General features: G+C 69.0%; 28 protein-coding genes and 1 pseudogene. 18 read left to right on the plus strand and 11 right to left on the minus strand.

The window, feature by feature from the left end:
• Positions 1–57 precede the first annotated feature (57 nt).
• The 6 genes from LZP97_RS25490 (at position 58) to pstB (ending at position 5,905) form a co-directional block, all read left to right on the plus strand.
• Positions 58–786, plus strand: a complete 729-nt coding sequence (locus LZP97_RS25490; protein WP_010593873.1) for a winged helix-turn-helix transcriptional regulator — start codon at positions 58–60, stop codon at positions 784–786.
• 9 nt (positions 787–795) lie between these two features.
• Positions 796–1,692, plus strand: coding sequence for a mycothiol synthase (gene mshD / locus LZP97_RS25495; protein ID WP_048772574.1), 897 nt, complete (start codon positions 796–798; stop codon positions 1,690–1,692).
• 238 nt (positions 1,693–1,930) lie between these two features.
• A complete protein-coding gene (pstS, locus tag LZP97_RS25500) occupies positions 1,931–3,049 on the plus strand; it encodes a phosphate ABC transporter substrate-binding protein PstS (protein WP_010593875.1) in 1,119 nt (372 codons plus the stop codon).
• A 58-nt stretch (positions 3,050–3,107) separates the two neighbouring features.
• Complete coding sequence (pstC, locus tag LZP97_RS25505) at positions 3,108–4,163, plus strand: phosphate ABC transporter permease subunit PstC (protein ID WP_010593876.1); 1,056 nt, start codon at positions 3,108–3,110, stop codon at positions 4,161–4,163.
• Between the two features lie 4 nt (positions 4,164–4,167).
• Positions 4,168–5,076 (plus strand): phosphate ABC transporter permease PstA, encoded by a 909-nt coding sequence (gene pstA / locus LZP97_RS25510; RefSeq protein ID WP_010593877.1) that lies wholly within the window; start codon positions 4,168–4,170, stop codon positions 5,074–5,076.
• Between the two features lie 52 nt (positions 5,077–5,128).
• Positions 5,129–5,905, plus strand: a complete 777-nt coding sequence (gene pstB, locus LZP97_RS25515; RefSeq protein ID WP_003936505.1) for a phosphate ABC transporter ATP-binding protein PstB — start codon at positions 5,129–5,131, stop codon at positions 5,903–5,905.
• A 76-nt stretch (positions 5,906–5,981) separates the two neighbouring features.
• Here the strand turns inward: pstB and phoU are convergent, their stop codons facing one another.
• The 6 genes from phoU to LZP97_RS25545 form a co-directional block, all read right to left on the minus strand.
• Positions 5,982–6,689 (minus strand): phosphate signaling complex protein PhoU, encoded by a 708-nt coding sequence (phoU, locus tag LZP97_RS25520; protein ID WP_010593878.1) that lies wholly within the window; start codon positions 6,687–6,689, stop codon positions 5,982–5,984.
• Positions 6,690–6,772: 83 nt separating this feature from the next.
• Positions 6,773–8,623: an LCP family protein gene (locus tag LZP97_RS25525; protein ID WP_017680907.1), complete on the minus strand. Its 1,851-nt coding sequence runs from the start codon at positions 8,621–8,623 to the stop codon at positions 6,773–6,775.
• Between the two features lie 304 nt (positions 8,624–8,927).
• Positions 8,928–10,070 carry a tRNA dihydrouridine synthase DusB gene (dusB, locus tag LZP97_RS25530; RefSeq protein ID WP_010593880.1) on the minus strand — a complete coding sequence of 381 codons (1,143 nt, stop codon included), beginning with the start codon at positions 10,068–10,070 and terminating at the stop codon, positions 8,928–8,930.
• A gap of 120 nt (positions 10,071–10,190) precedes the next feature.
• The gene (locus LZP97_RS25535; protein ID WP_010593881.1) at positions 10,191–11,147 is read right to left on the minus strand and encodes an acyl-ACP desaturase; all 957 of its coding nucleotides are present in this window, start codon (positions 11,145–11,147) and stop codon (positions 10,191–10,193) included.
• 218 nt (positions 11,148–11,365) lie between these two features.
• Positions 11,366–11,950, minus strand: coding sequence for a DUF937 domain-containing protein (locus tag LZP97_RS25540; protein ID WP_017680906.1), 585 nt, complete (start codon positions 11,948–11,950; stop codon positions 11,366–11,368).
• A gap of 58 nt (positions 11,951–12,008) precedes the next feature.
• Positions 12,009–12,452 (minus strand): hypothetical protein, encoded by a 444-nt coding sequence (locus tag LZP97_RS25545; RefSeq protein ID WP_017680905.1) that lies wholly within the window; start codon positions 12,450–12,452, stop codon positions 12,009–12,011.
• Between the two features lie 162 nt (positions 12,453–12,614).
• Here LZP97_RS25545 and LZP97_RS25550 point away from each other — a divergent pair, with 162 nt between their 5' ends.
• Positions 12,615–13,193, plus strand: coding sequence for a hypothetical protein (locus LZP97_RS25550; RefSeq protein ID WP_010593884.1), 579 nt, complete (start codon positions 12,615–12,617; stop codon positions 13,191–13,193).
• Positions 13,194–13,433: 240 nt separating this feature from the next.
• Here the strand turns inward: LZP97_RS25550 and LZP97_RS25555 are convergent, their stop codons facing one another.
• Genes LZP97_RS25555 through LZP97_RS25575 form a run of 5 tightly spaced genes read right to left on the minus strand, consistent with a single transcriptional unit; the run spans position 13,434 to position 16,497 of the window.
• The gene (locus LZP97_RS25555; protein ID WP_082170374.1) at positions 13,434–14,579 is read right to left on the minus strand and encodes a tyrosine-type recombinase/integrase; all 1,146 of its coding nucleotides are present in this window, start codon (positions 14,577–14,579) and stop codon (positions 13,434–13,436) included.
• A gap of 11 nt (positions 14,580–14,590) precedes the next feature.
• Positions 14,591–15,013, minus strand: a complete 423-nt coding sequence (locus LZP97_RS25560) for an ImmA/IrrE family metallo-endopeptidase (protein ID WP_048772566.1) — start codon at positions 15,011–15,013, stop codon at positions 14,591–14,593.
• Between the two features lie 38 nt (positions 15,014–15,051).
• Positions 15,052–15,426 (minus strand): hypothetical protein, encoded by a 375-nt coding sequence (locus LZP97_RS25565; RefSeq protein ID WP_048772563.1) that lies wholly within the window; start codon positions 15,424–15,426, stop codon positions 15,052–15,054.
• Positions 15,427–15,443: 17 nt separating this feature from the next.
• Complete coding sequence (locus tag LZP97_RS25570) at positions 15,444–16,034, minus strand: hypothetical protein (protein ID WP_048772560.1); 591 nt, start codon at positions 16,032–16,034, stop codon at positions 15,444–15,446.
• Complete coding sequence (locus tag LZP97_RS25575; RefSeq protein ID WP_152693016.1) at positions 16,027–16,497, minus strand: helix-turn-helix domain-containing protein; 471 nt, start codon at positions 16,495–16,497, stop codon at positions 16,027–16,029. The genes LZP97_RS25570 and LZP97_RS25575 overlap by 8 nt, the downstream gene beginning before the upstream one ends.
• 247 nt (positions 16,498–16,744) lie before the next feature.
• Here LZP97_RS25575 and LZP97_RS25580 point away from each other — a divergent pair, with 247 nt between their 5' ends.
• From LZP97_RS25580 to LZP97_RS25630, 11 genes and pseudogenes are all read left to right on the plus strand, one after another.
• A complete protein-coding gene (locus LZP97_RS25580) occupies positions 16,745–16,990 on the plus strand; it encodes a helix-turn-helix domain-containing protein (protein WP_048772554.1) in 246 nt (81 codons plus the stop codon).
• Positions 16,991–17,071: 81 nt separating this feature from the next.
• Positions 17,072–17,338: a hypothetical protein gene (locus LZP97_RS25585; protein WP_048772552.1), complete on the plus strand. Its 267-nt coding sequence runs from the start codon at positions 17,072–17,074 to the stop codon at positions 17,336–17,338.
• Positions 17,339–17,340: 2 nt separating this feature from the next.
• Positions 17,341–17,655 (plus strand): hypothetical protein, encoded by a 315-nt coding sequence (locus tag LZP97_RS25590; protein WP_048772549.1) that lies wholly within the window; start codon positions 17,341–17,343, stop codon positions 17,653–17,655.
• On the plus strand, positions 17,652–17,891 hold the full coding sequence (locus LZP97_RS25595; RefSeq protein ID WP_234574929.1) for a helix-turn-helix domain-containing protein: 240 nt from the start codon (positions 17,652–17,654) through the stop codon (positions 17,889–17,891). The genes LZP97_RS25590 and LZP97_RS25595 overlap by 4 nt, the downstream gene beginning before the upstream one ends.
• Positions 17,888–18,100, plus strand: coding sequence for a hypothetical protein (locus LZP97_RS25600; RefSeq protein WP_048772546.1), 213 nt, complete (start codon positions 17,888–17,890; stop codon positions 18,098–18,100). Before LZP97_RS25595 ends, LZP97_RS25600 begins: the two co-directional genes overlap by 4 nt.
• Entirely contained in the window at positions 18,097–18,405 is a 309-nt protein-coding gene (locus tag LZP97_RS25605) for a hypothetical protein (protein ID WP_048772544.1), read from the plus strand. Before LZP97_RS25600 ends, LZP97_RS25605 begins: the two co-directional genes overlap by 4 nt.
• Positions 18,402–18,542 (plus strand): hypothetical protein, encoded by a 141-nt coding sequence (locus tag LZP97_RS25610; RefSeq protein WP_161800548.1) that lies wholly within the window; start codon positions 18,402–18,404, stop codon positions 18,540–18,542. The genes LZP97_RS25605 and LZP97_RS25610 overlap by 4 nt, the downstream gene beginning before the upstream one ends.
• Positions 18,543–18,555: 13 nt before the next feature.
• A pseudogene (locus tag LZP97_RS25615) lies at positions 18,556–18,696 on the plus strand (excisionase family DNA-binding protein); the annotation flags it as partial.
• Positions 18,697–18,759: 63 nt separating this feature from the next.
• Positions 18,760–19,302: a hypothetical protein gene (locus LZP97_RS25620; protein WP_234575105.1), complete on the plus strand. Its 543-nt coding sequence runs from the start codon at positions 18,760–18,762 to the stop codon at positions 19,300–19,302.
• Positions 19,299–20,198, plus strand: coding sequence for an ATP-binding protein (locus LZP97_RS25625; RefSeq protein WP_048772540.1), 900 nt, complete (start codon positions 19,299–19,301; stop codon positions 20,196–20,198). The genes LZP97_RS25620 and LZP97_RS25625 overlap by 4 nt, the downstream gene beginning before the upstream one ends.
• A complete protein-coding gene (locus LZP97_RS25630) occupies positions 20,195–20,347 on the plus strand; it encodes a hypothetical protein (protein WP_161800547.1) in 153 nt (50 codons plus the stop codon). The genes LZP97_RS25625 and LZP97_RS25630 overlap by 4 nt, the downstream gene beginning before the upstream one ends.
• Positions 20,348–20,426 lie beyond the last annotated feature (79 nt).

Consider the following 20,426-nt stretch of genomic DNA (forward strand, 5'->3'; position numbering starts at 1 on the left):
AATCTGTAGCGCGTCGTTCACACGAGTTTCGCGCAGCCCGCGAAGAATGGAGGCACGGTGGAGCTGTTGCTGCTGACCTCCGATCCCGACCCGGAGGCGGTCCTGCCTTCGCTGTCGCTGCTCGCGCACTCGGTGCGCCCGGCGCCGACCGAGGTGTCGTCGCTCCTCGAGGCGGGGTCCGCGGACATCGCGGTCGTCGATGCCCGCACCGACCTGGCTGCCGCCCGCGGCCTGTGCCGGTTGCTGGGCAGCACCGGTTCGGCGATCCCGGTCGTCGCCGTGCTCACCGAGGGGGGCCTGGTGGCGGTGAACCCGGAGTGGGGGCTGGACGACATCCTGCTCACCACCACCGGACCGGCCGAGCTGGACGCGCGACTGCGACTGCTGGTCGGCCGGTCCGGCGCTGCAGCCGGCCCCGAGAACAGCGGCAAGATCACGCTCGGGGAGCTCTCGATCGACGAGGGCACCTACACCGCTCGGCTGCGCGGCCGTCCCCTCGACCTGACGTACAAGGAGTTCGAGCTCCTCAAGTACCTCGCACAGCACGCCGGCCGGGTGTTCACCCGCGCGCAACTGCTGCAGGAAGTGTGGGGTTACGACTTCTTCGGTGGTACCCGCACCGTCGACGTGCACGTGCGGCGCCTGCGCGCCAAGCTCGGCCCCGAGTACGAGTCCCTGATCGGCACGGTCCGCAACGTCGGTTACAAGGCGGTGCGTCCCACCACCAAGACCGGGAAGGGCGGCTCCACCAGCGTCGAGTTCGAGGACGCCGAGTTCGCCGACTAGGCTCGCCTCGTGGAATTCGTCAGTCGACTGTCCGCCGAGCAAGCCGCCGAGGTGCGGGCACTCGTCGCGCGCGCGCACGCTGCCGACGGAACGGCCCCGGTGTCCGAGCAGGTGCTGCACTCCCTCACCGGCGACGGTGACGAGCAGCATCTGGTGGCCGTGGCGGACGCCACGATCGTCGGCTACGCCACCCTCGTCCCCGGCCACGGGGAGCACCCGGCCATGGCGGAGGTGGTCGTCGATCCGCCGCACCGCCGGCACGGTGTGGGGTCGCGGCTCGTCGCCGCGGCGCTCGAGGCCGGAGGTGCCGGCACCCGGGTGTGGGCGCACGGCAACCTCGAGCCCGCCCGGGCGCTCGCGGCGCGGCTCGGCCTGACGCCGGTCCGCGAGCTCCTGCAGTTGCGGCGCCCGCTCGGCGAGCCCGAACTGCCGGCCCTGCAGGTCCCCGACGGTCTGCTCCTGCGGACGTACCGGGGACCCGAGGACGATGCCGAACTGCTGCGGGTCAACGCGGCCGCCTTCGCCTGGCACCCCGAGCAGGGCCGGTGGACGGAGCGTGATCTCGCGCAGCGCCGCAGCGAGTCCTGGTTCGACCCGGAGGGGGTGTTCCTCGCCTTCGACGAACAGGATCCGGACCGGCTCCTCGGCTTCCACTGGACGAAGGTGCACGCCGCCACGGCGGACCGACCGGCGATCGGCGAGGTGTACGTGGTCGGCATCGACCCCGAAGCGCAGGGACGCGGTCTCGGCCGGCTGCTCACCCTCGCCGGGCTGCGGTACCTGCAGGAGTGCGGCCTCGGCGCGGTGCTGCTGTACGTCGAGGGTGACAACACCGCCGCCCTGCACACCTACGGCCGGCTCGGGTTCGAGCGATTCCACGTCGATCTCGCCTACGTCGGCGCGTGAACGGCGCACGTACCGCACGCGTCCGTCCCGTCTTCGTCGTGTGACATCGACCATACGGACTGCAGGTGTACTTTTCGCGTTCACGCCGCGTTCACCTTCGGGCGTCCAACCGTCAACCCGTCCTCATTAACTTTCCATTACGGGCCGCAGCATGCCGGTCCGGCGCCGGGATCGCCCCGCGCCTGATGCCGCCGCCCGTATCGCGGGCGTGCCGGTCGCGAATTCCGGAGGAGAACGAGTGAACCTCAAGCGCAATGGCGCCCTGCTCGGTGTGGTGGCTGCAGGTGCCCTCACCCTGGCCGCATGCGGCAGTGACAACAATGCCGCCTCGACGGACGTGGACGCGTCCGCCTCGGCTGCGACGTGTGAGGGCAAGGAGACGCTGTCCGCCGCCGGGTCGTCCGCGCAGAAGAACGCGATGGACCAGTTCGTGTCCACCTACATCGCGGTCTGCCAGGAGAAGGGCAAGAACGTCAACGTCGCCTACAACCCGTCGGGTTCCGGTGACGGACGCACCCAGTTCATCGCGAACCAGATCGACTTCGCCGGCTCCGACTCCGCCATCAAGGACGAGCAGGCCGCCCAGGCCGCCGAGCGGTGCGCCGGCAACCCCGCGTGGAACCTGCCGCTGGTCTTCGGTCCGGTCGCCATCGCGTACAACGTCGACGGCGTCGACAACCTCGTGCTGAACGGCGAGACCGTCGCCAAGATCTTCAACGGCACCATCAAGCAGTGGAACGATCCGGCCATCGCGGCTCTCAACGAGGGTGTGAGCCTTCCGGATTCGGCCATCACCGCGATCGTGCGCTCCGACTCGTCGGGCACCACCGACAACTTCCAGAAGTACCTCGAGGCCGCCTCGAACGGTGCCTGGACCTCCGGCGCCGGCTCCGACTTCACCGGCGGCATCGGTGAAGGCGCCAAGGGGTCCGCCGGTGTCGCCCAGGCCGTCGCCAGCGCGCCCGGCTCGATCACCTACGTCGAGAAGTCCTTCGCCGACCAGAACAGCCTGAGCATCGCGCAGATCGACAACGGGTCCGGCGCGGTGGAGCTGACCGACGAGTCCGCCGGCAAGGCCATCGAGGCCGCGACCTTCGCGCCCACCGGGGAGGGCGACCTGACGCTCGACCTGAGCTCGATCTTCGGGACGACGCAGGAGGGGGCCTACCCGATCATGCTCGCCACCTACGAGATCGTGTGCTCGGCCGGCTACGACGCCGACACCTCCGCGGCCGTGAAGTCGTTCCTCGTCAGCGCCGCCAACGAGGGCCAGGAGGGTCTCGCCGAGCAGGGTTACGTGCCGCTGCCCGAGTCCTTCAAGGCGAAGCTCACCGAGTCGATCAACGCCATCGCCTAGCCGATGAGCGCCGCGGACCGTACCGTCGATCACGAGCAGAGAGAGATTGCGAGCGCAGATGAGTGACGCGCCCACCAAATCCGCACCTCGCACTTCCGGGTCCGGCGACGACGCCGGGTCCGGGGCGGGCGGTCCGCACGGCAACATCCCGGAGGCCACGATTACCACCCCAGCGCGCGGCGACAGCAAACCGCTGACCAGACCGGGCGACCGGATCTTCAGTTCGCTGGCCTCCGGGTCCGCCGTCCTCATCTCGGTGATCATCGCGGCCATCGGCGTGTTCCTCGTCTGGCGCGCGGTGCCGGCGCTCCAGCGCAACACCGTCAACTTCCTCACCAGCCGCGAGTGGGTCACCCAGGACATCGCCGAGATGTCGTTCGGTGTGCTCGACCTGTTCCAGGTGACCGTCCTGGTGTCGTTCTTCGCGCTGGTCCTCGCGATGCCGGTCGCCCTCGGCATCGCGATCTTCCTCACCTCGTACTGCCCCGCGCGCCTGAAGAAGCCCCTGGCGTACGTCATCGATCTGCTCGCCGCCGTGCCGTCCATCGTCTACGGCCTGTGGGGCCTGCTCGTCCTGGCCCCGGCGATCCGCCCGCTGGCGACGTGGCTCAACGAAAGCCTCGGCTGGTTCCCGCTGTTCGCCTCCGGTTCGGGTTCGATCCTCGGCGGCGGCACGATCTTCACTGCGGGCATCGTGCTCGCCGTGATGATCCTGCCCACCATCGCCGCGGTGAGCCGGGAGGTGTTCGTGCAGACGCCGACTCCCCACATCGAGGCAGCGCTCGCCCTCGGCGCCACCCGCTGGGAGGTCGTCAGGACCACGGTCATCCCGTTCGGCAAGTCGGGTTACATCAGCGGGTCGATGCTCGGCCTCGGCCGCGCCCTCGGCGAGACCATGGCGCTGTACCTGATCCTGCGGACCACGTCGCAGCCGTTCTCGTGGTCGCTGTTCGACGGCGGCGCCACCATCGCCTCGAAGATCGCGCTGGGATACGCCGAGTTCAACAACGACATCCAGGCCGGTGCCTACATCGCCGCGGGCCTGGTGCTCTTCGTGCTGACCTTCGTGGTCAACGCCGCGGCGCGTGCGGTCGTCGCAGGAAAGAAGGACTGAAGCCATGACGACCACACTCCTCGAGACGCCGGTCAAGGGCCCCACCTTCCGGGGCGTCGGCACCCGTCGGCGCGCAACGAATCTCGCCGCCACCGTGCTGGTCACGGTGTCGGTGCTGGTCGCTCTCGTGCCGCTGGCATGGGTCCTGATCACCGTGATCGCCAAGGGCATTCCCGCCCTGACCAGCGCCACCTGGTTCACGAACTCCCTGAGCGGGCTGTCCGCGTCCGCGATGGGCGGTGGCATCTACCACGCCCTCGTCGGAACCCTGCTGCAGGGCCTGGTGTGCGCGGTGATCTCCATCCCGATCGGCATCTTCGTGGCGATCTACCTCGTGGAGTACGGCGCCGGCACGCGACTGGGCAGGATCACCACGTTCATGGTGGACATCCTCAGCGGCGTCCCCTCCATCGTTGCCGCACTGTTCATCTACGCCCTGTGGATCGCCACGTTCGGATTCCCGAAGTCCGCCTTCGCGGTGTCCCTGGCGCTGGTCCTGCTCATGGTTCCCGTGGTCGTGCGCAGCACCGAGGAAATGCTGCGGATCGTGCCGCAGGACCTGCGCGAGGCCTCCTACGCCCTCGGCGTGCCCAAGTGGAAGACCATCGCGCGCATCGTGATCCCGACCGCGCTGCCGGGCATCATCACCGGCGTCATGCTGGCCCTGGCGCGCGTCATGGGCGAGACCGCGCCGCTGCTGATCCTCGTGGGCTACGCGCCGTTCATCAACTTCAACCTGTTCGGCGGCGAGATGGGCAGCCTGCCGGGCGTCATGGTGGCGGAGATGAACAACCCGACCGACGCGGGCACGATGCGGATCTGGGGCGCTGCCCTCACGCTCATCCTCGTCATCGCGGTCCTCAACATCGTCGCCAAGGTGATCGGCCACTACTCCCAGGTGCGGACCAAGTAGGCCTCCTCGTGCACACATCCCCCGATTTCGATACACCAGTAGGGAGCCGGTAATGGCCAAGCGTCTGGACCTCAAGGACGTCAACATCTTCTACGGCAAGTTCCACGCCGTCGCCGACGTGACGCTGGCCGTGCCGCCGCGGAACGTCACCGCGTTCATCGGACCGTCGGGCTGCGGCAAGTCCACCGTGCTGCGCTCGCTCAACCGAATGCACGAGGTGACCCCCGGTGCCCGCGTCGAGGGCTCCGTGCTGCTCGACGGCGAGGACATCTACGACTCGTCCGTCGATCCGGTCGGCGTCCGAAAGACGATCGGCATGGTGTTCCAGCGCCCCAACCCGTTCCCCACCATGTCGATCCGCGACAACGTCGTCGCCGGCCTCAAGCTGCAGGGCGTGCGCGACAAGAACAAGCTCGACGAGATCGCCGAGCGGTCGCTGCGCGGCGCGAACCTGTGGAACGAGGTCAAGGACCGTCTCGACAAGCCCGGTGGCGGCCTGTCCGGTGGTCAGCAGCAGCGCCTGTGCATCGCCCGCGCCATTGCGGTGCAGCCGGAGGTGTTGCTGATGGACGAGCCGTGCTCCGCTCTCGACCCGATCTCGACGCTCGCCATCGAGGATCTGATCGCCGAGCTGAAGCAGGACTACACCATCGTGATCGTCACGCACAACATGCAGCAGGCGGCGCGCGTGAGTGATCAGACCGCGTTCTTCAACCTCGAGGCCACCGGCAGGCCGGGCCGGCTCGTCGAGATCGACGACACCGAGAAGATCTTCTCCAACCCCACCCAGAAGGCCACCGAGGACTACATCTCCGGTCGCTTCGGCTGAGCCGGCTGCGACTTCGGCACCGCGGACGCGGAAAGGCCCCGCCCGGAAAATCCGGGCGGGGCCTTTCCGCGTCGGGTTACTGGTCCTGCGGATACACCGTCAGCTTGTCGACGCGTTCACGCATCGCCCGGAAGTCCTCGTCGGTGGGCAGCTTGCCGGTGACCAGGAAGATCACGCGACGACCCACCTCGACGGCGTGGTCGGCGAACCGCTCGTAGAACCGTCCCAGCAGCGTCACGTCCACCGCCGCGGCCACGCCGTGCTTCCATTCGCGGTCCATCAGCACCGTGAACAGGTGACGATGGAGATCGTCCATCGCCTCGTCCTCCTGGTGCAGCCGGGCCGCCCGCTCGGGATCGCGCGTCTCGAGGATCTCCCTGGTCGCTGCGCCGAGGGAGACCGCGATCCGGCCCATCTCGGCGAAGTAGCCGTTGACCTCTTCGGGCAGAACGTGATTGGGGTGCCGGCGCCGCGTCGCCTTGGCGACGTGCAGGGCCAGCGCACCCATCCGGTCGATGTCGGCGACGATCTGGATGCCGCTGACCACGGAACGCAGGTCGCCGGCGACCGGCGCCTGAAGGGCGAGCAGCGAGAATGCCTTCTCCTCGCACTGCGTGCTCAGGTCCGTGATCTTGTCGTGCTCACCGATCACGGTCTCGGCGAGCGCGAGATCCGCCTGGAGCAGTGCCTGGGTGGCCCGCTCCATCGCAAGGCCCGCAAGGCCCGCCATCTCTCCGAGGAGATCGGCGAGCTCGGTCATCTGTTCGTGGTATACGACGCGCATAATGACACAGACTACGGCGCACACACAGCCGGGTCACGAGCAGCGGGTGAACGCAGGGTGAATGGCCGGGCGCGACGACCCGCTCAAGCGCAGGAATCGTCGCCCGCGTTGGTGATCGACAGGTCGACCGGCAGTTCGTTCTCCTCGGCAGCCTGGATGGGCACCGTCGGCAGGACCGACCCCGCCTCGGTCGGCGCGGTGATGCTGCCGGCGAATCCGGTGCCGAGGACGAGTTCCACGATGCCGCCGAGGTCCGCGGATTCCTGCAGCACCGCCCCCGGCACCGCGGACGCCAGTGTCAGCGCCTCGGCTTCCTGCCCGGGCGAGAAGCGGACGACGGTCTCCTTGCTCGTGCCGGAGTAGTTGCCGACGCTGTAGATCGGGAAACCGTAGGCGCCGAGTTCTTCCGCGGTCCGGGCCGCGAGGCCGGACGCGCCGGAAGCGTTGGACACCTGCACCGACACCGTCGACGGATCCACCGCGGTCCGGTCGGGCAGAACGGACACCGGCGGCGGCGCGGACGAATCGGGTTCCGGGGCCTCCCGCTTCTCCCCGGGCAGCGGTTCGTCGTCGATGATCGCGTGGAAGATCGCCTTGATGTCGTCGAGACGCGGAATCTCGTTGCCCCACTCGTTGGTTCCCGCCGTGGGCACGGTGAGGAAGGTGACGGCTCCGGCTTCGACCCGTTGCAGCGAGCGCCCGAGCCGGACGAGCGACTCGGTGTCGACGTTCTCGACGAACGTCGCTCGGGTGAACGCGTTGATGAACCCGTTCAGTTTGCCGGGGTCGAACAGGACCCTGTTCGACATCGCCGAGCGCAACAGCGACGACAGGAACTTCTGCTGCCGGGTGATGCGTCCGTAGTCGCCGTTTCCTTCCGACTCGACCTTCCGCGCCCGCACGTAGTCCAGCGCCTGCCGGCCGCTGAGGGTGTGGGTGCCCGCGGTCTCGATGACGGTGCCGAGTTCCCCGTCGACCAGGGGGGTAGGGGTGCACACCTCGACGCCACCGACCTCGTTCACCATGCTCTCGAAGCCGGCGAAATCCATTCCGACGAAGTGCCCGATCTTCAGGCCGGACAGCTTCTGGATCACCTTCACCAGGCACTTCGGTCCGCCCAGCGCGTAGGTGGCATTGAGCTTGTCGCCTTCGGCGGCGGGGAACGTCTCCGACGTGTACTCGCCGGTGGTGCTGTCCCAGCCCCGGCACACGGGCCGCGTCACGTCGAGGTCGCGCGGAAAGGAGACGGCGACGACGCGACTGCGGTCGGCGGGGATGTTGACCAGGATGACGGTGTCTGCGCGCGCGCCCTCGGCCTCGGCCTCGGTCCCGGCGCCGACCGCACCGCTCGCCCCGGCACGGGTGTCGGTGCCGATGATCAGATAGGTCTCGTCGCCGGTCTGGCCGCCGGGGTCGACGATGTCGGTGGATTCGGTGTCCAGCGCCGCGATCTGGGCGAATCCTGCCTCGGTGGAACGCACGTAGCCCCACACCAGGCCGCTGCCGACGAGGGTCAGTACGGACAGCAGGGCCAGGACGGTGCGGCCCGCCGTCGCGAGGCGCCGGCGTTTGCGCCGTTTGCTCAGAGCCAGCCTGCTCGGACCGTTGTCCCCGACCGCTCGGGGCAGCGCGACCGGTTGCTCGGGCTCGTCGTTCTGCTCGTCGGCGCGGTCGTCGCGCGGGGGTGTGGGCGGCGGGCTGTCCGGCGGCGCGGCGCCCACGGGCGGGATCTTCTCGGTGGGGTCGTCGTCGGCGGGCGGTGTCCGCGGCGGCCGGACGGGCTGCGGGTTCGGCGCGGCCGGTTCGGGTTCGGGACGGCGGACGGGGGTGCTGTCGCGCCCCACCTTGTTCATCAGCGCCGCGACGGTGACCTGGTCGGGGTTCTCGCCCGGAGTGGCCGAGCGGCGGGGACGGCCGGTTTCGGCACCGCGCACCGGCGGCGGCGGTCCGGCGTCACCGGGCAGATCCGTCGGGCGTCGGCGTGTCCGGCCGGTGTGTGAGCTGCGATACCCGGAGTCGGCGATAGGACGTTCCCACGGAGCGCGACTGTCGGGCAGGCCCGAATCGTGCTCCTCACCCACCGATTCCCTCGCCTCTCCGCGGATGTTCCGCTTTCGTACGCACCCGCCACCACGGCGATCCCGTCATGATACTGGCGGCCTCGATCCGGATCGAGGTGTCCGCCGAGCGACAGGCCGGTGCGGTCCGGTTCGTCCGGTCCGAACGGCTGAGCCGACGTCAGCCGCCCGAGTGCATGACGTCGGCGCCTGCCGGCACCATGCAGTCCTCGGGGTCGTCGAGCCAGCCGTCCGGCAGGGCGACGGTACCGGGGGAGCCCTGGCGGCCCCGAGGGCCCTCCGCGTCCTTGGGGAAGGGCACCGTCGGGTCGAGGCGGCCGAGCAACTCGTCGAGTTCGGCGAGGCCGGACACGCGCGCCAGGGCGTTGCGCACGTCGGATCCGGCCGGGAAGCCGCGCAGATACCAGGCGATGTGCTTGCGGATCTCGCGCATGCCGCGGTCCTCGCCGTGGTGGTCGGCGAGCAGTTCGGCGTGCCGGCGCATGATGCCCGCCACTTCGCCCAGATTCGGCGGGGTGGGCATGGGCGTGCCGTTCAGGGCGGCGCTGAGTTCGGCGAACAGCCAGGGCCGGCCGAGGCATCCGCGTCCGACGACGACGCCGTCGCAACCGGTCTGCTCCATCATCTTCTGCGCGTCCTCGGCGGCGAAGATGTCGCCGTTGCCCAGGACCGGTACGTCGGTGACGTGCTCCTTGAGCCGGGCGATCTCGTTCCAGTCCGCCTCACCCGAGTACCGCTGGGCGGCGGTGCGGGCATGGAGCGCGACGGCGGCGGCGCCCTCGGCCGCTGCGATCCGGCCCGCGTCGAGGTGGGTGTGGTGATCGGCGTCGATACCGATGCGGAACTTCACGGTCACCGGGATGTCGGTGCCCTCGGTGGCGCGGACGGCGGCCGCGACGATGTTGCCGAACAGGCGTCGCTTGTACGGCAGGGCCGAGCCGCCCCCCTTGCGGGTGACCTTCGGCACGGGGCAGCCGAAGTTCATGTCGATGTGGTCGGCGAGGTTCTCGTCGACGATCATCTTCGCGGCCTGGTAGGTGACGTCCGGGTCGACGGTGTACAGCTGCAGCGACCGGGGCGTCTCGGTGGGGCCGAATGTCGTCATGTGCATCGTGACGGGGTGACGTTCGACGAGTGCCCGGGCGGTGACCATTTCGCACACGTACAGCCCCGACGTGCTTCCCGAACGCTCGAGTTCGAGCTCGCGGCACAGGGTGCGGAAGGCGACGTTGGTGATTCCCGCCATCGGCGCGAGCACGACCGGGCTGTTCAACTCGAGCGAGCCGATGCGAAGGGGTGACATGAAGAACCTCGAAGACGGCGTGAAGAAGAAGTGCGTACAACTGTGCCCGGCACCGAATCCGGCACCGGGCACAGGATAGCTGTTCGGGGACGCCGCCCCCGAATCACGCACCGGCGAGGATCAGGATGCGGCTTCGTTGCGTTCGCGGCGGGCGGCGTCGCGGGCGAGGGACCGATCGCGCATCTCCTCGAACTTCACCGCCTGCTTCTCGAGATCCTCGAGGAAGGTGCCGAGTTCGTCGAGGACGCGGGCGCCCTCGGCACCGAAGTCTTCACGCTCGAAGATGCGCCACTTGCGGAGCACCGGCATGACCACCTCGTCGAGGTGCTGACGCAGGTCGTAGATGCCGTGCTTGGCCATCAGCACGCCGTTGCGGCGGAAGTTGGGCATGCCGGCGCCGGGCATCTGGAAGTTCGTCAGCACATCGGTGATCGCCGCGAGAGTCTGATCCGGGGCCACGTCGAGAGCCGCTTCACAGATGTTGCGGTAGAAGATCATGTGCAGGTTCTCGTCGGCGGCGATGCGCTGGAGCATCTTGTCGGCGATCGAGTCGTGACACGCCCGGCCGGTGTTGCGGTGCGAGACGCGGGTGGCCAGCTCCTGGAAGGTGACGTACGACACCGAGTGCAGCATCCCCACCTCGTTGGGCGAGGCGAACCCGTTGGTCATGTGCTCCATGCGGGCATTCTCGAGAGCGACGGGGTCGACGCCGCGGGTGACGACGAGGTAGTCGCGCATCACGATGCCGTGGCGGTTCTCCTCGGCGGTCCAGCGGCCCACCCACGTTCCCCACGCGCCGTCGCGGGAGAAGCTCTCGGCGATCTCGCGGTGGTAGGACGGCAGGTTGTCCTCGGTGAGCAGATTGGTGATCATCGCGGCCTTGGCGACCTCGTCGAGCTTCGACTGCTCGGGCTCCCAGTCCACGCCGCCCATCGCGGCGAAGTTGCGTCCCTCGTCCCAGGGCACGTAGTCGTGGGGGTGCCAGTCCTTGGCCATCGAAAGGTGGCGGTTGACGTTCGCCTCGGCGACGGGCTCCAGCTCGCGCAGAAGCTCCAGCTGAGTCAGAACTCGCGTCATTCCGTTTACCTCTCCATAACTGTGCGTATCACGAACGAATTACAGGCTACGGCACCGTAGGTTGGGCGCCGCCATGTCTGTGACGTGCTCCAAATTCGGCCGACCCCGGCCCGACCGCCGATGGGATCCTTCACATGCGGTGATCCGGCCATCCTACCGGGTGGACACGGGTGCCTCGGCGCGACGCGCGGGAGTGAGCCCGTGTCCTCTCCGAAACCTCAGCGCTTGCCGCCACCGAGGAGTCCGCCGAGCAGATCGCCCAGGCCGCCGCCGTTGCCCCCCAGAACGCTGCCGAGAACTCCGCCGAGGCCGCCGGAGGCGCCCCCGCTGCCCGCGCCGCCCGACGCACTGCGCAGGAGCCCGCCGAGCAGATCGCTCAGGCCACCCGGCTCGCCGGATTTCCCGCCGGCCTGGCGGGCCAGGTACGTCAGCACGATCGGAGCGAGAATGGGCAGCAGTCGCGCGACGAGGTCGCTGCCGCCCGCGCCGTCGGCGTGGCCCAGCGTCTGCACGACCTGGTCCTTGTTGTCGCCGAACACGTTCGACACGATCCGGTCGCCGTCCTCGGTGTCCACGTCGCTCACGTTCACTCCGCCGTCGAGCAGGGGTGAGCCGCGGTGCTGGTCGAGCGCGGACAGCAGGGACGTGGCGCCGTCCGGATTCCGGGTATTCGCCTCGAGGCCGCCGACGAGCGTGGGCAGGGCGGCCCGCACCGCGGTGGCCGCCGTCTGCTCGTCCACGCCCAGTCGACGAGCGATCTGGTCGACCGGGATCTGCGAGAGGAGTTCGTCGAGTGAGGGCATGGGCACCGAGGGTAGCCGCCGTCGCCACCCCGGTCGGCGTTCCGCGTCGGCGTTGCGGCTACGCGGACGTCCGCCGTCCCGCGATCACCGCGCACAGCAACGCGACCCCCAACCCGCTGAGAATCAGCACGAACCCCGTCTGGTTCGTCAGCGCCGTCGCGTGGTTCGCGCGCACGTAGTCGTCGAACCGCTGGTGGACCCGCACCGCGAAGGCGCCGGTCGCGACGAGACCGACGACCACCCCGGCCCAGCCTGCGACCGCCGAATCGAACAGGGCGGCCAGGAGCAGCAGGACGGCGGCGAGGACGAGCGGTGCCGCGAGTGCCTGATGGACCGGAAGGTCGGCTGCGCCGAGGGCGGAGACGTCGCCGGCCGCAATCCCGTCGCGCAGGTCGGTCAACGGGATCTCGGTCGGCCGGGCCCCGGCCACCACCGGCAGGAACGAGCCGATTCCCAGGGCGACGGCAGACAGGAACAGGCCGAGGTCCACGAAGCTGCGCACGCCACTCCCATCGATCGCCGGATCGGTTTCGTGAGCGATGCCACCCTAACCACACTTCGGGTGCGGCAGCAGCGCAGAACCGGCGATTCGGACGCCGTGTCGGGTGTGCGGATCCGTAGTCTGAAGAGACGGCACACCCGGACCCGGAAGGGGAACTACGTGATGGCGGGCAACGAGACGGCGCAGCGGTCGGGGCTTCCCCCGTGGGCGAAGAAGGCCCTGTGGAGCGTCGCTGCCGTGCTCACGCTGGTGGCCGCGTACTTCGCGCTGGCGGCGTTCGTCCCCCGATGGTGGGCGCAGCGTGTCGCCGGGCTGGCCGACGCCGGTTTCGCTCGTGGAACGGCCTGGGGACTGCTGTTCGGATTCGTGTGCACCTTCGTGCCGTTGGCCCTCTTCGCTGCGGTGTGGCGGATCAGGACGTGGCGGCGGCATCGCGTCCTGCAGGTGGTGTTCGTCGTCGCCGCCGTCATCGTGGCGATTCCCAACCTGATGACCTCGAGCATCGTGCTGGGCAGCGGGAACGCGGCGCACGCGGGGGAGCGGATCCTCGACGTCGACGCCCCAGGATTCCGGGGCGCGACGCTCGTCGGCGCCGTCCTCGGAGCGGTCATGTTCCTCGTGTTCGCCGCTCTGAGCTTCATGTACCGCAAACGCGGTCGCGACCTCGAGCGGGAGCGGGCCCAGCAGGAGTCGGAGCTGCGAAGCGACCGTCCGGGCAGGGTGGCCGGCGCGCCGGACTAGCAGGCGACGACGAGGTGTGTCGAACACTGCGGGCGCACTCCGGCCGGCAGTGTCCAGTGCCCCCACCAGGGTTCGAAGTCACAGTGCCCCCACCAGGGCTCGAACCTGGGACCTGCGGATTAAAAGGGCGATCGGCCGCTGTCACAGTGTGTGAGCGGCTGCCCCGATCGGGCACCTGACCAGCCGACCGACCCCGGGTGTGGGAGGGGCGCTGTGAGCGGCTGTCACAGCCTGTGACAGTCACTGTGCTGCACGTCGTGCTGCACGCGCCGGGCCGTCGCCGAGCACCGCACGTACGGCATCCCACTGTGAGTTCGCCAGGTGCGAGTACCGCTGGGTGGTGAGCACCGACTGGTGGCCGAGCAGGTCTTTGACTGCGAGGATCGGGACGCCGGCCTGGACGAGCCGCGACGCGTAGGTGTGGCGAAGATCATGCAGTCGGGCGGCGGTGATCTCTTCCCGGCCGTCGGCGGCGAGCCGGGCGTTGGCGTGGGTGAAGGCTCGTTCCCACCGGGCGCGGAGCTTGGCGCCGTCGAGGGGGTTGTTGCCGCGGCGGCCGCGGAGCACGAGCCCGGTGCGGGCGGTGACCTTCGGGTCGTAGGGCACGTCGGCGGGGGTGCCGGGCCCGCGCGCGGTGAGCTCGTCCTGCAGCATCTTCGCCAGCCGCTGGGAGATGGGGACGGTGCGTTGCTGCCACGACTTGGGTGGCTTCATGGTCCGGCCGACCGAGTCCCAGGAGCGGGCGACGCGGACGGTGCGGGCGAGCAGGTCGACCGATTCCCAGTGCAGTCCGAGGGCTTCGCCGAGGCGTAGGCCCGTGCCGACGAGCAGTTCGACGACGAGGACGTCGGGCGGGTCGAGCTCGTAGAGCAGCTCGGCGAGCTCGGCGTCGGTGAGGAACCGGTCGAGGTGTTGGCCCTGTTTCGGCAGCTTCACTCCGGTGGCGGGGGAGGTGGTGAGCAGTCGGGCGTGCACGGCGGCGCGCAGTGACGAGGACAGCAGGTGGAAGCACTTGGTCACGGTCGAGGGGGACAGGCCGGTGTCCTCGAGTTCGCGGAGCCAGGTCTGGATCTGGTGGGCGGTGATGTCGCGGAGTCGGGTGTTCTCCCATCGGGGTCGGACGTGCTTGGCGAGGCGGAGTTGGTCGCGGGCGAGGGTGCCGGGGGCGACGCGGCGGGCGGTGAGCCAGCGTGGTTCCCAGTCGCCCCAGGTGAGTCGGGCGGCTTCGGCGGAGGTGGGGGACAGTTGTTCGGACTGCTCCTTGGTGGCCGCGGCGTTCATCGCGTCCTTCTTGCGATCGAACGTGCCGGCGGAGCGGATGCGGCCGGCGGCGTCGCGGTACATGCCTTGGTAGCGGCCGGAGGGCAGTTGCCTGGTCCATGCCATCGGGTGGGGTCCTAGTTCTCGAGTGCCTTGTTCAGTCGTGTGCGTTCGTCGGGGGTGAGGCCGCGCAGGCGGGCTTGGACCATGGGCATGTCGACCCAGAGTTCTTCGGACAGCTCCCACAGGTCGGTGGTCCAGCGCATGGCGGCGATGAGGGCGTCGAGGGTGATCAGGCGGCGGGCCGCGAGTTGTTCGACGGTGCGTTCTTCGCGGGGGCCGAACCAGGGGTGTTCTTCCTGGCCGGGGTGGATGCCACGGTCGAGGTGTTCGAGTTCGTGGGCGAGGGTGGAGCGCCGGCCTTTTTGGTCGAGTCCGCGGTGGAGCCAGATGTGGTTCCCGCGGGTGAGTCCTGCTGTGCCGGGTGGGAGTTCGTGGCGGCAGGTGACCTTGATGTGTGGCAAGGATCGCAGGCGTCGCCAGGGGTGGTATTTGGTCATAGCGGGCATTCGAACACATATTCGAACAGAGGGAAAGATTATCCATCACACTGTCCTTCGGCGTGTCGCCGCGCTTCGGCGTGCCGCGGCGCCCACATGAACCGGCGCGGCCCGTGCTCGGCCGCCTCCCACGCCTCGTAGAGCGCGACCTCACGCGCCCATTCGCGGCGGCGGCGGCACAGCCAGGTCGCGGTGGACATGTGCCACGTCGGCATCGAGGCGCCCGACAGCCCGGACGAGGAGACGAGTCCGGCGATCACCGTCTCGAGGAGGTCGAGTGCCTCGCCGAGTCGGTGCGTTCGAATCAGGTGTTCGATGTGCGGCCGCAGGTGTGTGTAGTGGCGGCCGCCGAAGTGCAGGGCAGCGTCAGCTGCGCGGGCCCTGTCGTCGATCCCATCCCAATGCGTCCACACGCATCACCCCCTCGAGGTCAGTAGGAGAACTCCCAGCCACCGTCGGCGGCGAGGTCGGCGTTGACGGTGTCGGGCCGGAAGATGAGGACACCGCCGGCGTCCTGGACGACGAGCCCGACGACGGACCGGTAGCGCGAGGACGGGGACAGCTCGTTCGGCGGGTCGTCGCCGCAGTCGAGGCTGATGCCCTGCACGTCGGTGTCGGTGACGCCGTCGCGGGTGACGGCCTGCCACTCGTCACCGGTGAACGGCAGCGTCAGCGAGGACCGGTCGAAGTCGGCGGTGGTTTCGATTTCGAGGTGCACGAGTACCGAGTCGCCGTCGCCGGAGCCGAACGGCAGGATCTCGCAGCCGGGGTTCGTCTCGATGTCGGTGACGGTGAAGGCGAGGGCGCAGCGCGATCCGGTGCACAGCGTCTCATAGCGTTGGCCGACGATGGCCTGGTGGTTGCCGCGCGCGGTCATGCCGCCGCGGGCGGGCGAGGTTGCCGGGGCGTCGGGGGCGGTGCCGACGGGGTAGGCGCGGCCGGTGATCTCGGAGCCGCATCCGGTGGCGAGCGCCAGGGCGAGGACGGTGCCGCAGACGGCAGGCAGCGCGGAGCTACGCATCCTGGTTGTGGTCTCCGTCGGCGGGGCGCGGGTTCTGGTGCTCGGTGGGGAGCGTGCGTGCCGCGGCAGGCAGACCGGTGATGGGCGGATGATCAAGATCATTACCTTGATTCGCAGGTTTCAAGGCCCGGACCTTGTCGACATTCTTGGGGTCGGGGGCGGCGCGTAGTCGGGTGGTGACCAGCTCGATCAGCTGGTCGTTGCTGATCTCGGCGGCGCTCTGGCGGAGCTCGATGGGGGTGCCGGCCTCCGTCTTGTCGAGGTAGCCGGCGGCGATGAGGGCTTCGACGGGGTTGCGGCGGAAGTGGCGCGCGACGGCGATGACGCTGTCGGCGGAGGGGATGGTCTTGCCGAGCTTCCAGCGGGAGACGGTGGCCGGGTCGACGCGCGCGGCCTTGGCGATCTCCACCTGGGAGGCGCGTTTGCTCACCCGGTTGACGTACTCCCACCAGCTCTCGGACATGGGCAGCACTCTATAGGCGTCTACGCAATGGCTAGACGGTCGACAGTCGGGTTGCGTGCGCGCAATCGAACGCAGCTACGAATCCTGCCGGTGTGTTTTCGCAGGTCGAACCGGACAAACAGGCACCCTGCTATGTGCGTTATGAAATCGTGACCTTCCCTGATTGCATGCACGCCATTGCGTGCGTACAGTTCCGGACATGCCCGCAATCACGCAGGTAAGACCACACAGACGAAGGGAGGGAGCGATGAACGCGACCCTCACCCTGAAGGCCGAGGGCCTCGCGAAAATCCGGCGCTGGTCCGGCATCGCCACCGACAGCGAGCTCGCCGCCCGCATCGGTGTCGACCCCGCCACCGTCCACCGCGTCCTCACCGGCAAGTCCGCGCCCGGCCCCAAGTTCATCGCCGGCCTGCTCGCCGAATTCGGCACTGACGCCTTCCAAGACCTCTTCGAAGTCGCCCCCGACGACCACCCCCACCCGGCTGCCTGACCCCATCCGGCACCGGAAACGACAAGTGCCCGCCGCGACTGGACCTCGCGACGGGCAAGCCACCACCGATCTGGAGAAGCAGTGACCACCACAGACCCTACCGACCGGCGCACCCGCCGCGTACTCGTCACGGTCACCGAGACCCGCGAGCGCATCGCCCCGGTCGACATCGACGACACCGAGTACCGCACCTGGCTCGACGGTGACGACGACACCCCCGCCGCCGCCTGCGAATTCCTCGAAGCCGGCAGCGATCTCGACGACATCATCGACGGCGTCGTCGCCGACGCCTTCCCCGTCACCGACATCGGTATCACCGACGTCACCTACCCGGAAAGCGAGTCCTGACCATGCACGTCCCGCGTTTCCGCCGCACCCGTCGCATCGCCCGGGCCGCACTGCTCGCCGTCGTCGCCGCCGCGATGCTCCCCTCCACCGCCGAGGCCCGGCCCGTCGTCGACCACTACGCCGGCAGCGCCGACCGCGGCCGCTGCATCCTCGCCTACACCCACGACCGCGGACACCTGTACGTCATCCGCGTCACGCGCCGCGGCGAGACCGTCGTGCGCACCGTCCGCCGGCTGCCGACGTCGTCGCCGTACACCCTCGTCGACACGATCGACCTCGGCCTGGTCCGCACGTGGACATGCGAGTACCCGCGATGACCACCACCGAGATGACCTCACCGTGGATGACCGTCAAGCAGGCTGCCGCCTACCTGGGCATGCACCCGAACACCGTGCTGCACCACCTCAAGGACACCAAGCAGCTGCGCGGCTACCAGCCCAGCGGCAAGGACGGGGTGTGGCGAATCCACCGCAGCGACGTCGACGAGTTCATCCGCACCCCGCCGCCGCGCCGACGCCGCCCCCACACCCGCAACCTCAGGAGCACCCGATGACCACACGCCCCAGCAGCTCGTACGTCAACAGCAGTGTCGATGTCGGGCGTATCGCGGTCACCGACTGCGTCGCCGAGCTCGGCGTCTACGCCGTCCATCTCGGTGCGTACGCGAGCGTGCACCTCACACCCGCCGACGCGGAAACCCTGCTCGCCCAACTGGTCGCCGCCGGCGTCACCGTCCCGGCCGCCACCGAGGCCGCAGCATGAGCGCGCCGATCGGACTCGACACCGCCGCCGCGCCGGTTCTCGACGCGACGGAGGGCATGGTGCGGTTCGACGTCACCGTCCACGCAGACGGCACCGTCCGCATCTCCGCCCACGTCGACGGCCACCACCCGAACGCCGAGAACACCGTCACAGGCAAGGGATTCGAGTTCTACACCGTGCTGGTCAAGCTCGAGTCGTTCGAGGAGCTCGACACCACCGACCGCGCCGGTCGGGTGCGGATCGCCGCCGACCGGTTCCTCGCCGCGTGGGCAGCCCTCGACAACCCGCAGGAGATGCAGAGGTGAGCAAGAACAACGGGCACTGGCCGACCCACGCGCGGAAGGCGAAGGGCCGCGATCAGCGCAAGAAGCTCGGCCCGCCCGCGGTGGTCAAGGCCGGCAACAACACCAACGGACGACGAAAGACGAAGTGGGGTGAGTGATGTGAACACCGCAATGAACGGGCGTCGCCTGGCGACGATTCAGGAGGCAGCCGACCTTCTTGCTGTCCATCCGTGCACCATCCACCGCCGAGTTTCCGACGGAACCCTCACGGAATACCGACTGGGGCCGCGGGTCGTGCGTATCGATCTCGACGAGCTTGAAGCGTCCATGGGTGCTGTGGGCGACAACTCCGATCGAAAGGCCGGTGACAACACCATGACCGAGTACGACGTCATGACGCGGCTGCTCGTCCAGGCCGCGGTGATGAAGGAACTCCGCGCGGCCGTCGACGAGACCCGCGCCGCCGCCGCCGACGAACTCGAGCCCGGCGACAAGAAGGCACCACGACTCGGAGGCGCCAAGATTGGCACCGTCTCCCTCTCCGACCCGGACCCCGAACCGGTCATCGTGAACATCCGAGAGCTCGACGAGTGGATCGAACAGCGCCGCCCCGACCTGGGCCCCGCCGGGGATGGGCTGCCGCTGGTGGACCCGAGCCGCATCGCCGAGGTGGTCGAGATCCTCTCCCGGTACGCGCCGTACCTGCTGCTGCCCGCGACGGAGACGGGGATCCCGGAGTGGGCGCGGTCCCAGGCCGTGCGCGACGCCGTCACCGACGGTGAGGTTCCGCCCGGTGTGGAGTTGCGCGCGAAGCTCCCGGTGCTGTCGGTGCGGCCGAACGCCGATGCGACGATCGTGGCCCGCCGTGTGCTGGCCTCGTCGCAGCTGCTCGAGCTCGAAGCGGGTGAGCCGCGATGAGCGCGCTGCAGTTCGCTCCGGCGACGAAGGAAGCATCCAAGGCCCGCATCGCGCTGTGTGGTCCGTCCGGGTCCGGCAAGACGTACACCGCGCTGGCCCTGGCGACCGCACTATCGGATCGGGTGGCGGTGATCGACACCGAACGCGGCTCGGCCTCGAAGTACGTGGGGCTCAACGGCTGGGCGTTCGACACCGTCAAGCCCGACCGGTTCAGCCCGCTCTCGCTCGTCGAACTGCTCGGCCTCGCGGCCGGCGGAGGCTACGGCGTCGTGGTGGTGGACTCGCTGTCGCACTACTGGATGGGCGCCGAAGGCATGCTCGAACAGGTCGACCGACGCGCCCGCGGCGGCAACTCGTTCTCCGGATGGAAGGAAGCCCGCCCGGACGAGCGCAAGATGATCGACGCGCTGCTGGCGTACCCCGGGCACGTGATCGTCACCATGCGGTCGAAGACCGAGTACGTGGTCGTCGAGAACGAGAAGGGCAAGAAGGAGCCCCGGAAGATCGGATTGAAGCCCGATCAGCGTGACGGCGTGGAGTACGAGTTCGACGTGATCGGTGAGCTGGACGTGCAGAACACCCTGCACATCACCAAGTCCCGCATCCACACGCTGACCAACGCGGTGATTCCCCTCCCGGGCGAGGATCTCGCTCGGCAGATCGACGAGTGGTTGTCGGACGGTGTGCAGGTTCCGACCGCTACCGAGTACCGCGCCCGCGCGCTGGGGCTTTCGGGTGACCGTGACGGTCTGCTCGTCCTGTTCAAGGAGGTCGACGGGCACAAGATGCTCGGCGCTCCGACGACCGACGCCGACGGCCGGCCCACGGTGCTGGGCGACCTCATCAGGACCCTCGGCTCGGCGGCCGCGGCCGGGCCTGCGCAGGCAGCGTCGTGAACGACAGTGAGCCGACGTTCGCGTGCTGCGTGATCGTCGGTATGGAACCGATCGCCACCCACCCGACCTGCGGGCACATGTGGCTCATTCAACTCGCCAACGGCTACACCCAGGTCGCGTTCGGACACGAGATCCGGATCGCTCTCTGACTTCGGTGGCGGCGTGTGTGGGGTTGCCGCGCCGCCACCGAATCCCCACCTTCATTCCTCCGTCCAGACAAGGACCCTT

Source organism: Rhodococcus sp. DMF-1, assembly GCF_021441945.1.
In the GTDB taxonomy this organism is placed as follows: domain Bacteria; phylum Actinomycetota; class Actinomycetes; order Mycobacteriales; family Mycobacteriaceae; genus Rhodococcus; species Rhodococcus ruber.

Excerpts from the sequence above, each read along its gene's own strand:
- LZP97_RS25535 (WP_010593881.1), bottom strand. The coding sequence starts at position 11,147 with ATGACGCGAGTTCTGACTCAGCTGGAGCTTCTGCGCGAGCTGGAGCCC.
- LZP97_RS25595 (WP_234574929.1), top strand. The coding sequence starts at position 17,652 with ATGACCACCACCGAGATGACCTCACCGTGGATGACCGTCAAGCAGGCT.
- LZP97_RS25575 (WP_152693016.1), bottom strand. The coding sequence starts at position 16,497 with ATGTCCGAGAGCTGGTGGGAGTACGTCAACCGGGTGAGCAAACGCGCC.
- LZP97_RS25605 (WP_048772544.1), top strand. The coding sequence starts at position 18,097 with ATGAGCGCGCCGATCGGACTCGACACCGCCGCCGCGCCGGTTCTCGAC.
- LZP97_RS25555 (WP_082170374.1), bottom strand. The coding sequence starts at position 14,579 with ATGGCATGGACCAGGCAACTGCCCTCCGGCCGCTACCAAGGCATGTAC.
- LZP97_RS25620 (WP_234575105.1), top strand. The coding sequence starts at position 18,760 with ATGACCGAGTACGACGTCATGACGCGGCTGCTCGTCCAGGCCGCGGTG.
- LZP97_RS25540 (WP_017680906.1), bottom strand. The coding sequence starts at position 11,950 with ATGCCCTCACTCGACGAACTCCTCTCGCAGATCCCGGTCGACCAGATC.
- LZP97_RS25600 (WP_048772546.1), top strand. The coding sequence starts at position 17,888 with ATGACCACACGCCCCAGCAGCTCGTACGTCAACAGCAGTGTCGATGTC.
- LZP97_RS25550 (WP_010593884.1), top strand. The coding sequence starts at position 12,615 with ATGGCGGGCAACGAGACGGCGCAGCGGTCGGGGCTTCCCCCGTGGGCG.
- LZP97_RS25570 (WP_048772560.1), bottom strand. The coding sequence starts at position 16,034 with ATGCGTAGCTCCGCGCTGCCTGCCGTCTGCGGCACCGTCCTCGCCCTG.
- LZP97_RS25580 (WP_048772554.1), top strand. The coding sequence starts at position 16,745 with ATGAACGCGACCCTCACCCTGAAGGCCGAGGGCCTCGCGAAAATCCGG.
- LZP97_RS25590 (WP_048772549.1), top strand. The coding sequence starts at position 17,341 with ATGCACGTCCCGCGTTTCCGCCGCACCCGTCGCATCGCCCGGGCCGCA.
- phoU (WP_010593878.1), bottom strand. The coding sequence starts at position 6,689 with ATGCGCGTCGTATACCACGAACAGATGACCGAGCTCGCCGATCTCCTC.
- pstA (WP_010593877.1), top strand. The coding sequence starts at position 4,168 with ATGACGACCACACTCCTCGAGACGCCGGTCAAGGGCCCCACCTTCCGG.
- pstC (WP_010593876.1), top strand. The coding sequence starts at position 3,108 with ATGAGTGACGCGCCCACCAAATCCGCACCTCGCACTTCCGGGTCCGGC.
- pstB (WP_003936505.1), top strand. The coding sequence starts at position 5,129 with ATGGCCAAGCGTCTGGACCTCAAGGACGTCAACATCTTCTACGGCAAG.
- LZP97_RS25560 (WP_048772566.1), bottom strand. The coding sequence starts at position 15,013 with ATGACCAAATACCACCCCTGGCGACGCCTGCGATCCTTGCCACACATC.
- dusB (WP_010593880.1), bottom strand. The coding sequence starts at position 10,070 with ATGTCACCCCTTCGCATCGGCTCGCTCGAGTTGAACAGCCCGGTCGTG.
- LZP97_RS25625 (WP_048772540.1), top strand. The coding sequence starts at position 19,299 with ATGAGCGCGCTGCAGTTCGCTCCGGCGACGAAGGAAGCATCCAAGGCC.